At 57.0% G+C, this 15,227-nt stretch carries 11 protein-coding genes and 1 pseudogene; 10 read left to right on the forward strand and 2 right to left on the reverse strand.

Annotated elements, in window-relative coordinates; all coding sequences use genetic code 11:
• Positions 1-34 precede the first annotated feature (34 nt).
• The 3 genes and pseudogenes from mglA to ACTG19_RS13680 all read left to right on the forward strand — a co-directional run bounded on the left by mglA (position 35) and on the right by ACTG19_RS13680 (position 4,365).
• Positions 35-1,555 (forward strand): galactose/methyl galactoside ABC transporter ATP-binding protein MglA, encoded by a 1,521-nt coding sequence (gene mglA / locus ACTG19_RS13670; protein ID WP_033136359.1) that lies wholly within the window; start codon positions 35-37, stop codon positions 1,553-1,555.
• Positions 1,556-1,571: 16 nt separating this feature from the next.
• Positions 1,572-2,580, forward strand: a pseudogene (mglC, locus tag ACTG19_RS13675) (galactose/methyl galactoside ABC transporter permease MglC).
• Positions 2,581-2,631: 51 nt separating this feature from the next.
• Positions 2,632-4,365 carry a methyl-accepting chemotaxis protein gene (locus ACTG19_RS13680; RefSeq protein WP_439989174.1) on the forward strand — a complete coding sequence of 578 codons (1,734 nt, stop codon included), beginning with the start codon at positions 2,632-2,634 and terminating at the stop codon, positions 4,363-4,365.
• A gap of 67 nt (positions 4,366-4,432) precedes the next feature.
• Here the strand turns inward: ACTG19_RS13680 and trmA are convergent, their stop codons facing one another.
• Positions 4,433-5,566: a tRNA (uridine(54)-C5)-methyltransferase TrmA gene (trmA, locus tag ACTG19_RS13685; RefSeq protein ID WP_236767560.1), complete on the reverse strand. Its 1,134-nt coding sequence runs from the start codon at positions 5,564-5,566 to the stop codon at positions 4,433-4,435.
• A gap of 170 nt (positions 5,567-5,736) precedes the next feature.
• On the opposite strand from trmA, the gene ACTG19_RS13690 reads away from it, so the two are divergent.
• The 7 genes from ACTG19_RS13690 (at position 5,737) to ACTG19_RS13720 (ending at position 13,227) form a co-directional block, all read left to right on the forward strand.
• Positions 5,737-6,879, forward strand: coding sequence for a DUF5610 domain-containing protein (locus tag ACTG19_RS13690; RefSeq protein WP_439989175.1), 1,143 nt, complete (start codon positions 5,737-5,739; stop codon positions 6,877-6,879).
• Positions 6,880-6,968: 89 nt separating this feature from the next.
• Positions 6,969-7,502 carry an ATP--cob(I)alamin adenosyltransferase gene (locus ACTG19_RS13695; RefSeq protein ID WP_139463128.1) on the forward strand — a complete coding sequence of 178 codons (534 nt, stop codon included), beginning with the start codon at positions 6,969-6,971 and terminating at the stop codon, positions 7,500-7,502.
• A 97-nt stretch (positions 7,503-7,599) separates the two neighbouring features.
• On the forward strand, positions 7,600-9,282 hold the full coding sequence (locus ACTG19_RS13700; protein ID WP_201990880.1) for an HAD-IIIC family phosphatase: 1,683 nt from the start codon (positions 7,600-7,602) through the stop codon (positions 9,280-9,282).
• Positions 9,275-9,499 carry an acyl carrier protein gene (locus ACTG19_RS13705; protein ID WP_113740172.1) on the forward strand — a complete coding sequence of 75 codons (225 nt, stop codon included), beginning with the start codon at positions 9,275-9,277 and terminating at the stop codon, positions 9,497-9,499. The genes ACTG19_RS13700 and ACTG19_RS13705 overlap by 8 nt, the downstream gene beginning before the upstream one ends.
• The gene (locus ACTG19_RS13710) at positions 9,496-10,257 is read left to right on the forward strand and encodes an AAC(3) family N-acetyltransferase (protein WP_113740171.1); all 762 of its coding nucleotides are present in this window, start codon (positions 9,496-9,498) and stop codon (positions 10,255-10,257) included. Before ACTG19_RS13705 ends, ACTG19_RS13710 begins: the two co-directional genes overlap by 4 nt.
• Before the next feature lie 369 nt (positions 10,258-10,626).
• Complete coding sequence (locus ACTG19_RS13715) at positions 10,627-11,979, forward strand: DUF4910 domain-containing protein (protein WP_113740170.1); 1,353 nt, start codon at positions 10,627-10,629, stop codon at positions 11,977-11,979.
• 132 nt (positions 11,980-12,111) lie between these two features.
• Complete coding sequence (locus tag ACTG19_RS13720) at positions 12,112-13,227, forward strand: methyltransferase domain-containing protein (RefSeq protein WP_113740169.1); 1,116 nt, start codon at positions 12,112-12,114, stop codon at positions 13,225-13,227.
• Between the two features lie 165 nt (positions 13,228-13,392).
• Here the strand turns inward: ACTG19_RS13720 and malZ are convergent, their stop codons facing one another.
• Entirely contained in the window at positions 13,393-15,222 is a 1,830-nt protein-coding gene (gene malZ, locus ACTG19_RS13725; protein WP_113740168.1) for a maltodextrin glucosidase, read from the reverse strand.
• Positions 15,223-15,227: the final 5 nt, after the last annotated feature.

A 15,227-nucleotide genomic window follows, 5' to 3' on the forward strand; every position in this document is an offset into this window, starting at 1 on the left:
GGAGATCCCCTTGCCCTTTTTTCAACCAGATGTGATGGCTGATATGACAACACAGCAACAATCAGAATGGCTGTTGGAGATGATTGACGTCAGTAAGAGCTTTCCCGGCGTCAAGGCACTCGATAATGTCAATTTACGGGTCCGTCCTCATTCTGTGCATGCGTTGATGGGCGAGAACGGAGCGGGAAAATCCACACTGCTCAAGTGTCTGTTCGGCATTTACGAGAAGGATCAGGGCAAGATCTTCTTCAAGGGGCAGGAGATCAACTTCACCTCCTCCAAAGAGGCGCTGGAAAATGGCGTCTCCATGGTGCATCAGGAGCTCAATCTGGTGCTGCAGCGTACCGTGATGGACAACATGTGGCTCGGCCGCTACCCCACCAAGGGGTGGTTTATCGACCACGGCAAGATGTATGACGACACCAAGCGCATCTTCGATGAGCTGGATATCGACATCGACCCCAAGGTGAAGGTCGCGACCCTGTCGGTCTCCCAGATGCAGATGATCGAGATCGCCAAGGCGTTCTCCTACGATGCCAAGATCGTCATCATGGACGAACCCACCTCCTCCCTGACCGAGAAAGAGGTGAACCACCTCTTCAAGATCATCAACAAGTTGAAGGATAAGGGGTGCGGCATCGTCTACATCTCTCACAAGATGGAGGAGATCTTCCAGCTCTGTGACGAGATCACCATATTGCGGGATGGCCAGTGGGTGGCAACCCAGCCGCTCAAGGGCATGACCATGGATCAGATCATCGGGATGATGGTCGGCCGTGAACTGACCCAGCGCTTCCCGGAAAAGACCAACCAGCCGAAAGAGGTGATCCTCGAGATCGAACACCTGACGGCGAAGAACCAGCCCTCCATTCAGGATGTGACCTTCAACCTGCACAAGGGGGAGATCCTCGGCATCGCCGGACTGGTCGGGGCCAAGCGCACCGACATCGTCGAGACCCTGTTCGGCATTCGTGATCGCAGTCAGGGCAGCATCAAGCTGCACGGCAAAGAGGTGGCCAACCACAACGCCCACGAAGCGATCCGCAACGGCTTTGCGCTGGTGACGGAAGAGCGCCGCTCCACCGGTATCTACTCCCGGCTCGATATCGCCTTCAACTCCCTGATCGCCAACATGGACAGCTACAAGGGCTCCATGGGGCTGCTCAGCGACAACAAGATGAAGAGCGATACCCAGTGGGTGATCGACTCCATGCGGGTCAAGACGCCGACCCAGCAGACCCAGATAGGTTCTCTCTCCGGGGGTAACCAGCAGAAGGTGATCATCGGTCGCTGGCTGCTGACCCAGCCGGAGATCCTGATGCTCGACGAGCCCACCCGCGGCATCGACGTCGGGGCCAAGTTCGAGATCTACCAGCTCATCCTGGAGCTGGCGAAGAAGGACAAGGGGATCATCATCATCTCGTCAGAGATGCCGGAATTGCTGGGGATCACCGACCGCATCATGGTGATGAGCAATGGCCGGGTCGCCGGGATCGTCAATACCAAAGAAACTGACCAGAGCGAGATACTGCGCCTGGCATCTCTGTACCTCTAGAGACAGGAAGACATTTATGGAGTCGGCTAAAAATTTCAATCTGATGCAGGCGCTCAAGGAAAACGCCATCTATCTGGTGCTGCTGGTGCTGCTCATGGTCATCGTGATCCAGGAGCCCTCCTTCCTGAGCCTCACCAACTTCAGCAACATCCTGACCCAGTCCTCGGTGCGGGTCATCATAGCGCTGGGGGTGGCGGGCATCATCATCACCCAGGGGACGGATCTCTCGGCCGGTCGTCAGGTCGGTCTGGCGGCACTCATCGCGGCAACCATGTTGCAGGCGCTGACCAACGTCAACAAGGTGTTCCCGACATTGGGAGAGGTGCCCATTCCGGCGGTGATCCTGCTGGTGTGTGTGGTAGGTGCCCTGATTGGTCTGGTCAACGGTCTCATTGTGGCCTACCTGAACGTAACCCCCTTCATTACCACCCTGGGCACCATGATCATCGTTTACGGTATCAACTCCCTCTACTTTGACTCGGTGGGTGCTTCGCCGGTGGCCGGGTTTGACCCCCGCTTCTCCAGCTTCGCCCAAGGGTTTATCCGGATAGGAGGATTCAAGCTCTCCTATCTCACCTTCTATGCGGCCATCGCCAGCGTCTTTGTCTGGGTGCTGTGGAACAAGACCCGCTTTGGCAAGAACATCTTCGCCATCGGCGGCAACCCCGAGGCAGCCAAGGTCTCTGGCGTCAACGTGGCGGTCAATCTGGTGATGATCTATGCGCTGGCTGGGGTCTTCTACGCCTTCGGCGGCATGCTGGAAGCGGGCCGGATCGGCAGTGCCACCAACAACCTCGGCTTCATGCGAGCTCGATGCCATCGCGGCGTGCGTGGTGGGCGGCGTGTCGTTTGCCGGCGGGGTGGGAACGGTCGCGGGTGTGATCACCGGCGTACTTATCTTCACCCTGATCAACTATGGTTTGACCTATATCGGGGTCAGCCCTTACTGGCAGTTCATCATCAAGGGCGGCATCATCATTTTGGCGGTGGCATTGGATTCCATGAAGTACGCCAAGAAGAAATAACGATTGGCAGGGAGGGTTGGCGTTGCCAGCCCTCTCTTCTGGAGGGAACCCATGCCATTCAAGGTCAAGATTTACCTCTTGCTGCTCCTGGCCATTCTGGTCACCATCGGCACCGCCGGACTCAGTGTGAATCACTTCATCAGTGGCTACATTCGCACTCAGGCCACCCACAACATCAACGAGCAGATCACTCTGGTCAAAGAGAAGCTGGCCAGCGACATCAATCAGAAGATCCTGTTGGCTGCCAACCTCAACTTCGGGGTGACCAACGTCAAGAAGACCCTGCAAGAGACCGGCTTTCACAACATCGTCAAGGTGATCGGCGACATGGCATTCGACGTGAGCGGTGTCATCAACGACAACGCCAAGGTCGATGCCCTGCGCAAGCTGATCCCCGCCGCCAACAACCAGATCACCGTCAGCCCGCTGCAACAGGTGGATGGCAAGCCGGTCATCACCATTCTGGTGCCGCGCGGTGCCGATTCCGCCTATCTCTACTACCTCGACATGAGCGAGTTCAAAAGCCTGCTGGAGAAGATGAGTGGCGATGGCCGCTACTTCTCGCTGGCCGACAGTCAGGGCAACAGCCTCTATAACAGCAAGCCGCAGGGGGAGAGCGAAGCGCGCCCCAACCAGCTGGATATTCGCGGCAGCAGCTGGACGCTGACTGGCTACATCGATCTTGACTACATCCGGGCCATGACCAGGGCCCTCAACGGCCAGATCATCATGGCGCTGTGTGGCGTGGCGATCGTGGTGATGGTGCTGGCAATGCTGGCGCTCAATGTGGCCTATCGCCCCATTCTCTCGTTGCGGGATCTGGTGCTGGAGCTCTCCCGCGGCAGCGGCGATCTCACCCGCCGACTGGCGGTGACCAGCAAGGATGACCTGGGCCAGATCTCGGCCGGGATCAACCGCTTTATCGAGCGGCTGCAGGAGATGATGGGGGAGGTGCGGCAGGCGAGCGGCCAGCTCAACAGTGGTATAGAAGGGCTGGCCAGCCAGACCGGCGCCGCCCAGTCCCTGCTGGCGGAACATGTACGCGAGACCGAGCAGGTGGTGACTGCCATCAACGAGATGAGCCGCACCGCGGTCTCCGTCTCCGAGAGTGCGGCCAGCACCGCCCAGCTCACCGGCCAGAGTCAGCAGCTGGCGAGCCAGTCCCGTCAGGTGGTGGATCAGGCGATGGCCAGCGTGATGGCGCTGGTGGACGAAGTGGAAGCCACTGCCCGCTCCATCGAGGCGATGCAGCAGGATGTGCAGCAGATTGGCTCTGTGCTGGGGGTGATCGGCAGCATTGCCGAACAGACCAACCTGCTGGCCCTCAACGCCGCCATCGAGGCGGCCCGCGCCGGTGAACAGGGGCGTGGCTTTGCGGTGGTGGCAGACGAAGTGCGCTCCCTTGCGGCCCGCACCCAGCAGAGCACAGCCGAGATCCAGACCATGCTGGCCAGTCTGCAGCGGGGCACCCGAACTGTGGTGGATGCCATGGGTAACACCAAGCAGAGCTGTCAGGGGGCGGCCGAGAACACCACCCGGGTCAACGAGTCGCTGGATCTGATGGCAGGGGAAGTAGTGGAGATCAACGATCTCATCAGCCATATCGCCACGGCGGCGGAGCAGCAGAGCGCGGTGGCCGAAGAGATCAACCGCAACATGAGCGCCATCGCCGAGGTGATCCGCCAGCTGACTCACAATGGCGAAGCGACGGTTGCCAGCTCCGCGGCGATGCAGCAGACCTACGACCGGCTGCGGGAGATCGTGGGTCACTTCCAGCTGGAGTGAGGCCGATGTTCAGTCAATAACAAAACAGGGCCATCCGGCCCTGTTGTTGTTTTCCTGTCTGCCTGAATCAACCGGCCTTGCGGCGCAGATAGACCCCGGCTTCCATGTGATGGGTCCAGGGGAACTGGTCGAACAGGGCGAAACGGGCGATCTCGTGGGTTTCGCCCAGCACGGCCATGTTGGCCTGCAGGGTATCTGGGTTGCAGGAGATGTAGAGGATGTTGTCGTACTCCTGCACCAGCTTGACGGTGGCATCATCGAGACCGGCGCGGGGCGGGTCGACGAAGATGGTGTTGCACTGGTAGCTCTTGAGATCGACCCCCTTGAGGCGGTTGAACTCCCGCTCGCCACGCATCGCCATGGTGAACTCTTCGGCCGACATGCGAAGGATGATCAGGTTGTCGACGCCGTTGGCGGCGATGTTGAACTGGGCGGAGTCGACGCTCGGCTTGGCGATCTCGGTGGCCAGCACCTTGCGGAAGTTCTGCGCCAGCGCGATGGAGAAGTTGCCGTTGCCGCAATAGAGCTCCAGCAGGTCCCCTTCGCTCCCCTTGGTCACATCCAGCGCCCAGGCCAGCATCTGCTCGTTGATGGCGGCGTTGGGCTGGGTGAAGCTGTTCTCCACCTGTTTGTAGGTGAGCTGGCGACCCGCCACGTTGAGCTGTTCGATGACGAAGTCATCCCCCAGACAGATCTTCTGCTTGTGGGCGCGGCCAATCAATTGCAGCTCGAACCCCTTGGCGCGCAGATCGGCCTGCAGCACTTCGGCGGCTTGTTGCCATTCGGCCTCCAGCTTGCGGTGATAGAGCAGGCTGACAATGATCTGGCCGGACTGGGTGGAGAGGTAGTCAATCTGGAACAGCTTGCGGCGCAGCACCGGGTGTGGGCGCAGCCCCTCCAGCAGCAGCGGCATCAACTGGTTGATGAGGCGGCTGGCGGTGGGGAAGTGGTCTATCTTGATGATCTCTTTGGTCGCCGGGGCATACATGCAGTGGAAGAGGTCATCCCCTTCGTGCCAGATGCGAAATTCGGCGCGCATCCGGTAGTACTCCGCCGGCGAGCTGTGCACTTCCAGCGCCGGGAGGGTGAAGCCGGCAAACAGCTCGGTGAGGCGAGCGCGCTTTTCGTCGAGTTGGGCCTGATAGTCGGCCGCGGTTCTAGGCGCCGGAGCGTTCGCGGAAGGCTGTTGGGACTGGGTCATAAATACCTCACATGCACACCGGCCGGGCCGGGTCGAAATCGGGGGAAGGCAACAGGCCACCCAAAGGGGCCCGATTTTAAAAGCCAGCCGCAGATTGTCCAGCATTTTATGGTCAAGAAGTGTTCAGTCAGGCCGATAGCTGATCTACAGGCATGGTGGGAGGACACATTATGCAAATCGAAGGCGTGGGCGCAGCCCAACCCAAGGGAGTGGGTGTTTCTCCCAAATCGCCCCAACAGGCGGAGCAGAAACAGGTCAAAAGCGAGGAGGAGGTCTCCTTGCACAAGCCGCCCAAGTGGGCGCAGGTGCTGATCCAGCAGGCGTTGCAGTTCTCGCTGGAGATCAACGGCCAGGGCTATCAGGCGCCGAAGGTGAAAGAGCCCGAAGAGATCACCCCTGAGACCCTGTTCGACTTCCAGTCGGTGGCGGACAACGTGTTGCAATTCGTGACCGGACGGCTCGGCGCCGCGCGGGCCGATGGCAAATCCGACGACGACCTGACCGGGATGATGGAGCAGGCCCGCAAGGGGGTCGACAAGGGCTTTGACGAGGCGAAGAAGCAGCTCGGCAAGTGGGCGACTGACAACGACGATATCAAAACCGGTATCGATCAGAGCTACAAGCTGATCCAGAAAGGGCTCGAGGAGTTCGAGAAGGAGTTCTTCGGCAAGATTTCTCCGACCGACATGGGACAGGCCGAGATGGCCAGTCGCCAGCAGGGGTATCTGGAGATCCAGACCAAGGATGGCGACAAGGTGGTGCTGCGATTCAACGACAGCTGGCAGACCAAGTCCCAGACCAGCGAGAGCGGCAGCCAGTTCAGCCTCAAGTCGAGCCAGAGCTTCAGCTTCTCGCTGGAGGGGGATCTCAACAGTGACGAGATGGAGTCCATCGGCAAGCTGGTCAAGGGGATCGACGAGCTGGCGGGGAACTTCTTCTCCGGCAACTTCGAGGATCTGCTGGACAAGGCGGGCGAGCTGAAACTGGATGACAGCCAGCTGGCCTCCTACTCCCTCAAGCTCAAGCAGAGCGTCAAGCTGAGCCAGACCTATCAGGGGGCGCACTCCCTGCAGGATCTGATCAAGCCGTTTGCCGACTACCTGCCCAAGCTGGATCAGGTGCAGAAACAGGCGGATACCCTGCTGCCACCATCCCAGCAACAGGCGCTGACCCCGGCCGTGCTGGCCGCGAGAGGAGAAGAGGAACCAGCGCAGGTCGATCGCTTCACCAGCTTCAACCAGCGGATGCTGGAGGCGCTGCGGATGATCAACCAGTTCCAGCCCTCCACTGAGCCCACCAGTAAGAACGCCTGAGCCACAGCGCGTTACGCAAGTAATAACCTGCCGTTTGCCAGCCCTTCCCGGGGCTGGCACACTGGCCTTTTCTCCAATCCGGTTGCCCCATGAACCCCAAGAAGCCAAGAGACAAGCGCGAGCTCTGCTACCCCTTTATCTTCGAAACCTCGTTCAAATGTGATTTTGAAATCGCCACCGACGAGCTCTGCTGTCAGGTCGGGGCCGTGCTGTCACACCTTGCGCCGGATGCCGATACCGAGCCCATGCTGGTGGATCTCGCGGCGTTGCAGCGACTTATCTACAACCTAAACGGCTCGGTACGCGGCAAGCTGGGGATCTTCGACGCAGACCTTGAGTGGCTCAAGGCCCGTTACGACCACTACAACGAGGCGAGTCGCGGGAGCGTCACCGGTTTCGTGCTGCCACAGGGGCCGCAGCCCATCCCCACCCTCCATCTGTGCCGCTGCGGCAGCAAGAAGGTGGTGCGGCTGCTGGTCCGGTTGGAAGAGAGCGGGGTGGCCTTCGATCCCATTCTCTATCGCTTCGCCAACCTGCTGGCCAACTTCTTCTTTGTGCTCACCGTCTACCTCAAGCAGCGCTGGCAGGTGCCGGAAGTGCCTTACGTCAGTATCAACTACTGAACACAGCCAAAAAAGCTTTTGTTTTGCATGAAGATCAAACACGATCATCCCATTTGTCGGTCGCCGGGATGGTTCCGGTAGCGCAGCGGGGAAGGTCATGACCATGCTTCATCTCAGTGGCAGTTCGTTCTTAATGCCGGGCAACCTCGCCTGGCGCCCCTTGGCTGAATACGGTCAAGTGCAGGTAGCCCCCCATGGTCAGTGGTTGCAGACCCTGATGCACCAGAGCGCCGATGCCGCGGCTGGGACCCACATCATCATCTGGCTGTGGGAAGATCTGGTGCCCGCCCAGACCCTGCAGGAGTGGGGTCGTCTGACGCAGGACGAGCAGCAGCTGGAGGTGGCCGCCTTCGTCGATGCGCTCTGCCTGCCTCTGTTGCAGCATCTGCAGCGCCGCCCGCAGGATCATGTGCTGGTGGGGGCCTGCAGCCATGCCCCGCTCTCCGTCTATGGCCCGGCCCCTGCCGTGCTCGCTGCGCTGGCCAGTGCGTTTGAGCTGCAGATGGCCCGCCTGCGCCAGCAGCAACCCGGCCTAGATGACTTGCACCTGCCGCTCTGGCTGCAACAGCATGGCCGCCAGCACTGCTTCGATCGGCGCAACCTCTATCTGATGTCCTGCCCCTTCTCCATGGCCGGTCTGGCCAGCCTGGCGCAGTGGATTCTTCCCTTGCTGCAGCGACTGCAGCGACCCGCCCACAAGGTGCTGGTGCTCGACTGCGACAATACCCTGTGGGGCGGCGTGGTCGGCGAAGACGGTGTCGGCGGCGTCCTGCTGGGACAGGACGGGATGGGCCGGCTCTATCAGGCTTTCCAGCAGGCGGCCAGTCATTGGCACGGGCAGGGCATCGTGTTGGCGCTCTGCTCCAAAAATCTGGCGGACGATGTGTGGCGGCTGTTTGATGAGCATCCGGGTATGGTGCTGACACAGGCGCAGATCGCCGCCGCCGAAATCGGCTGGGAGCCCAAATCCCAGGGGTTGCGGCGGCTGGCCGCACGCCTCAATGTCGGGCTGGACAGCCTGGTCTTCTGGGATGACAGCGAGCTGGAGCGGGCCGAGGTGCGGGCTAACTGCCCCGAGGTGATGGTGATGACCCCGCCGGCCGATCTCTGGAGCTGGCCGGATACCCTGCTGACTCTGCCGGCCCTGTGCAGTCGCCACCAGAGCCGAGATGATGGCCTGCGGCAGCACTCTTATCAAGCCCAGGCCGAGGCCGAGGCGGTGCGCCGGCAACTGGGCGACGAGCACGCCTTCCTGCGGCAATTGGCGCTGCAGGCCGACTGGCAGCCGCTCTCTCTGGGCAACCAGTTGCGAGCCGAACAGCTCAGCCAGAAGACCAATCAGTTCAACCTTTCCGGCCGCCGCTATCAGGCGGCAGAGCTGGCCCGGCTGGCAAGCGAGGGGGGCGACGTCTGGCTGGCCAGCCTGCGAGACCGGTTCGCCGATCACGGCATGACGGCGCTGCTGGTGGTGCGCCCGCTCGATGCGGGAAGAGTGCTGTTGGACACCTTGGCCATCAGCTGTCGGGTGCTGGGGCGTGGCTTTGAATACTGGCTGCTGGCCCAACTGGTTGATCGGTTGCTGGCGCAGAACGTGACCGAGCTGGTCATTAGTTTGGTTACTACGGAACGCAACTTGCCCGCACGGGATTTTCTGGCGAATCTGCCAACTCGGCCGATAAACATTCCAGCGGGATTGATACCGCTGCCGGACGAGGTCTTCCTTAGTCTGGATCTGACTTCTCTTTCTCTCCCGTTTTTGGAGTTTTATGCCAATGAATGACCTTCTTTTGCTGGTACGCCAGCAGTTTCCTCAGGCAAATGTCAACGCGCAGTCAGCGCTAGGAAGCTTTCCCGAGTGGGATTCTCTGGGCCATTTCAATCTTCTGTTACTGATCGAGCAGCACTATAGCGTGCGTTTCGAGCCGAACGAGCTGGTCGAATTGAAGAGTCTGGCCGACATCCAGCAAGCCCTGCAGAGCAAAGGGGTTGTCGTGTGAAGCTGGCGCTCGAGCATACGCTGACCGAGCTGGGGATCCCTCAAGGCTGCGCCCTGATGGTGCACTCCGATGCCATGGTTGTGGCCCAGTTTGCCGGGATGGGCAACGCCGCGGGTATCGCGGCTTTCTGGACATGCTTGGAGCAGTGGCTGGGCGGACACCTGCTGGTGCCGACCTTCAGTTACAGCCCGATGGCGGACGAGTGCTTCGACCCTGTGCAGACCCCGAGCAAGGTGGGGCTGATGACGGAGCTGTTCCGCCAGCGCGAAGGGGTGGTGCGTACACTGGACCCCATCTTCAGTATGGCGATTAGCGGTCCGCAGGGGCCTGCGCTGGTAGCCCGGGAGTGCCACGACTGTTTCGGTCAGGAGAGCCCATTTGGCTGGCTGGCGGAGCAGGATGGTTGGCTGATGGGGTTGGGTTGCCCCCCTAGTACCACCTTTACTCACTATGTAGAGCAGAGATTGGTCGTATCCTATCGCTATCACAAGGGGTTTGTGGGTCAGGTGCGCGTCGATGGGCGCGTGCGGGAGTGGCTGGCCGACTACTATGTGCGCGACCTGTCGCTGGCCAGCGAGATCGACCTTTCCCGGCTGGTAGCCTTGTTGCAGGAGCGGGGGGGCTGGCGCCAAGCGTTGTGCCATCGGGTGCCAGTCTGGGCTGTCTCGTGCCACGACTTTATGATTGCTGCTGGTGAGCTGCTGGCGGTAGCACCATATGCTCTGATCCGGGCGGGAGGGGAGCCCCATGCAGTTTGAGCGTATCGGACTGGTGGTGCCGAACCTCGCCTTTAGGGGGCAGCCTATTGCTGTGACGAATTGGGGGTGAGCCGCTTCTTTATAGCGGTATAGCGGTGGAAGAGCAGCAAGACGAGCATGGTTTGTGTTACGAACAGGTAGCCCCGACAGGTTAGGATAGTCCGGAGGTTCTGCTACTCAAGACTCCGTGCAACGTTATCAACCACATTGCCTGTCGGGTAGTCTGCAAGCAGGAGTGGATCGTCTGATTGAGGGAACTGCGATATCTTCCTTTGGAACCTGCCAGGCTGCCATCGCAGTTGGTGGTGCCTATATCTAATTTTGCTTGAACCCATCTAGACATATTGTGGAGTTGATTGAGGAAGCCTCATGATATCTAAAAAAATTATTGGTTATTTGCCAACGGACTGGGACGATCAGACTCAACTTGGCGAGAAATTGCATCATTTATTGACCCTGTTATTTCCGCTCAATCGCAGTTTGACTGGTGATGGTGTGAGGAAAACATTAGCCTTGTTTCGCGAGCATTGTTTACCTGAACTGCAGATTCATGAAGTTGCTAGCGGAAGCACATTTTTTGATTGGACTGTGCCGGATGAGTGGAATGTCAGAGCGGCATACATCATAGGTCCCGATGGGCACAAGGTGGTTGACTTCAATGATAGTAACTTGCATCTGGTGGGGTATTCAGAGCCAGTGCGCTGTACCCTCTCCTTGGCTGAACTACAGTCCCACTTGTATTCATTGCCTGAATTACCGGATGCCATCCCTTATGTTACTTCTTATTATCACCGTCACTGGGGCTTCTGTTTACCACATAAAGTTCGAGAGGCGCTACCGGAAGGCAACTATGAGGTGGTAATCGATGCAAGTTTGCAGCCTGGTTCACTTACTTATGCTGAGTGGGTGTTGCCAGGAGATAGCCAGCAGGAGGTTCTGTTATCCAGTTATATTTGCCATCCATCTATGGCCAACAATGAGCTATCTGGTCCCGGTATCGGGGTGTTTTTGATGGCTTGGCTAGCCTCATTACCCCGGCGTCGTTATAGCTATCGGCTAATGCTTGTTCCAGAAACACTAGGTGCAATAGTTTATCTATCGCGTCATTTGGAACATTTAAAAAAACATACAATAGCTGGTTTTAACCTGACCTGCATGGGGGACGAGCGGTGTTACTCCTTTTTGCCATCTCGGCAGGGTAATTCTTTAGTTGATCGTATAGGTCGTCATGTGTTGCATCATATCGCCCCTGATTTTATACAATATAGCTATCTTGATAGAGGCTCGAATGAGCGCCAGCTGTGTGCACCAGGAATTGATTTACCTGTTACGACTATAATGCGTAGTAAGTATGGCTGTTATGCTGAATATCATACATCACTGGATGATATGTCGCTTGTCACGCCATCTGGCCTAGCTGGCAGTTTCGCCGCTCTGCGGCGAGCCATTGAATGTTTGGAGCTGGATCAAAGATACAAGGCTGCGGTGCTAGGGGAGCCCCAGCTCGGCAAACGTGGTCTTTATCCTAATCTTTCGATGCGTAACTCGGGTGAACATATCCGAGATATGATGAATTTATTGGCCTATAGTGATGGGGAATTAACCCTGTTTGAGATCGCGGAGGTCATTAATGTACCATTTTGGCGAATAGAGCCACTCGCAAGATTATTGCTTGATGCTGGTGTGTTACTTCGTATTTCAGGTGATGTACAGACAGGATGAAAATTCATTATTATTCATGTGACTTGTGGGATGACAGTGTTCCGATATCAGATTGTTTATCAAACATGGCATGCTCTATGTGACATGAAAATATAATGTTATTGACCTTGATTATGATTTAAGGAAAAAGTTATGAAGTGTCCATATTGCCACAGTGATAATACATCAACCTTCCTTGAACGAAAAATGCCAACCGTTTTGTCTGCATATTCTGGTGAATTTCCTGTCAAGGTGGCAGAAATGCAAGTCAGTGTTTGCAAGGACTGTTTGCTCGGCTTCGCATCAAAAAAATTATCCTCAGAAGAGTTGGCGGAGATATACGATAATTATTTATACATCTCTCCTCTTAATAATATCGGCATAACTAAATACGATGGAATAATTAATACTATTAGACGCTATTTTAGTTGTGATGATGAAATACTAGAGGTAGGTTGTTCAGAAGGATATCTTCTCACAAAACTGGGTGAAATTGGCTTTCATAAGGTTAGGGGTATTGAGCCGGGGCCTCAAGCTGATAGTGCAAAGGCATTAGGATTAAATGTAACAAAAGGTTATTTTGACGCATCTCATGCAAATAAAAAAATAGATGGATACTATTTAATGCATGTTTTTGAACATTTTGAAGATCCATTTTCGATCTTCCAGTTAATGTCGGATACCTTGAAGGATAGTGGTAAGATAGTAATTGAAGTACCAGATTTTGGTGGTTTTCATGTTCAGCATCTTTTCTATTACAATATCTATTTCATGCAACTTCTATCTCACGACAACAATTTAAAAATAATAGATTACTGTATCGAGGATGATAACCTCAGAGTTGTTTTGGCAAAAAAAGATAATGCTAAATATAGTGAGATTGATGTGGTTTTTGACAAGGCTGGCTATATGTCAAGATTGGTTGACATTAAGAGCCATTGTGAATCCTTGCGGCAGAGAGTTCACGATTTTCTAAGAAAAAAAGAGAAGATAGTTTGGTGGGGCGCCGGTTCTGCATCGGTAATCCTATTGAACGGAATAGAGAATGATATTCTTTGCAATACAACAATTATTGTTGTTGATGGGGACGAAAATAAGGCTGGACTCATGATTCCTGGTGTTAATTTAAAAGTCCACCATTTTAATGAAATTAAAGGTATGCATATAAAAAATCTGGTTATTGCATCCAGCTTTTATAAAGAAATACTTAATTCAATAAGACTTGGTGGAATAACATACGATAATGTTGAAATTTTCAGTCATGCTTAATAAGTAGTCTCAAATAGAGGCCGGCAATCTCTATTTAGCATGACCTTGTGAAGTACGATTTTGGTCTGCTATCACAGATAGACCTGTATATACAGGTCTATCAAATGGAAAAGTGAGGTGGGGGCGGAAGTGTTTCCACCTTTCAAGTGGATATTCCCCTTATAGTCAGCTGGAGATCAGCACTCTCGCCGAGTTGGCCGGGATGGTGAGCTGCACCTCGCCCTGCACCACCTCGAACTTCTCGCCATTGAAGGCATCGGTGAAGCGGCTGGCGGGACTCGCGGTCTGCCACAGGGGCAGGCCGATGGTGCGCGGCTCGCTCGGGTGGCGGTTGCAGGCTACTACCACCTGATCGCTTTGCAGGGTACGGGCGAACACATAGCTGTGGGGCCCGGCGTAGAGGGTCTGGATATCGCCGCGGCGCAGGGAGGGGCGCTGGCGGCGGATCTGGATCAGCCGACGATAGTGGTCGTGCAGCACGTGATCCCAGTCTGTGGTATCCCACGGGAAGCAGCGGCGGCAGTCCGGGTCGTTGCCGCCGGAGAGCCCCACTTCATCGCCGTAGTAGATGGACGGCACACCGATATAGGTGAGCAGCAGGGTGGCGGCCAGCTGCATCCGCTGCTTGTCTTCACCCAGCAGGTGGAGGAAGCGGGCGGTATCGTGGCTGTCCAGCAGGTTGAACTGGGCCAGCTGGTTCTTGAACGGGATATGGGCCCGCGCCAGCTTGAGCCAGCGATCCAGCTCTTCGGCGCTGATCTTGATGGGGTGGTAGGCGATGTCCTGCCCCGCCAGGAAGGCGCGGACCGGGTGGGCGAAGCCATAGTAGTTCATGGCGCCATCCTCCTGATCCCCTTGCAGCCACTGGCTCGCCTCGAAGAAGTGTTCGCCGAGCACATAGGCATCCGGGTTCTCCTGCTTCACTGCCCCGCGAATGGCGCGCACGTGACTGCGATTGCCCTCGGCGGTGCCGCGCTCGCCCAGCATGTGGATGACGTCAAAGCGCCAGCCATCGATCTGGTAGGGGGCGCGCATCCAGTAACGGAGGATGGCGTCGTCGGCCCGATAGACGGCGTCTTGCACCTTCTCGCAGGAGAAGTCGAGCTTGGGCAGGCTGCGAATGCCCTTCCAGCTGACGTAATCCCCTTCTTTATCAAAGGTGTAGAAGCTGCGCCACGGGGAGTCCGGGTTGCTCTGGGCTCCCAGTGGCGGGCAGAACCAGGGGTGCTCGGTAGAGGTGTGGTTGACCACCGCATCGAGGATGATCTTCATGCCGCGCTGGTGCAGGTTGCGGGTCAGCTCAGCGAACTGCTCGTTGCTGCCGAGGTGGGCATCCACCTTGAAGTAGTCCTGGGTGTCGTACTTGTGGTTGCTCGGCGAATCGAAGATGGGGTTGAGGTAGAGCGCCGTTACCCCGAGAGATTGCAGATAGTGCAGCTTGGCATCGATCCCCGCCAGATCGCCGCCATAGAATTCGCAGGCGCCGTGGCCCTCTTCGTGGCGACTGACCGGCTCGCCCCACGCTTTGCTGATCACCGCTTTGCCGCGATATTCATACTCGTGATGCTTGACGCTCAGCGACGGATCGCCGTTGCAGAAGCGGTCGGGGAAGATCTGATAGAACACCTGATCCTGCACCCAGGCCGGTGGCTGGTGCAGGCTGTTGAAGCGAAAATGCTGCTCCCGTGGCGGCATGGACGCGCTGACGCCCGCCCCGTGCAGCCACCACTGCTCCTCGTCGGTGAGGCACTTGAAGCTGTAGAGGTGGATATCCTGTCCCTTGATGAGCGGCAGGGTCGCCTGCCACACCTGCAGCCGATCGCGGGTGGAGACTGCCGTCATCGGGATCAGGTACTCCTCGTTATCCGGCTCGTGGCGCAGCAACACCTCGCGGATCGGCGCATCCAGCTCGCTAAAAAGAGTCAATTGCAGTGCGTCGGCGCTCTCTTTGAACCAGGGCGCCACCTGGGGATGAAACAGAAACGGATGGGTCATGATGC

It is taken from the genome of Aeromonas sp. 3P (assembly GCF_051919745.1).
Taxonomy (GTDB): Bacteria; Pseudomonadota; Gammaproteobacteria; order Enterobacterales; family Aeromonadaceae; genus Aeromonas; species Aeromonas veronii.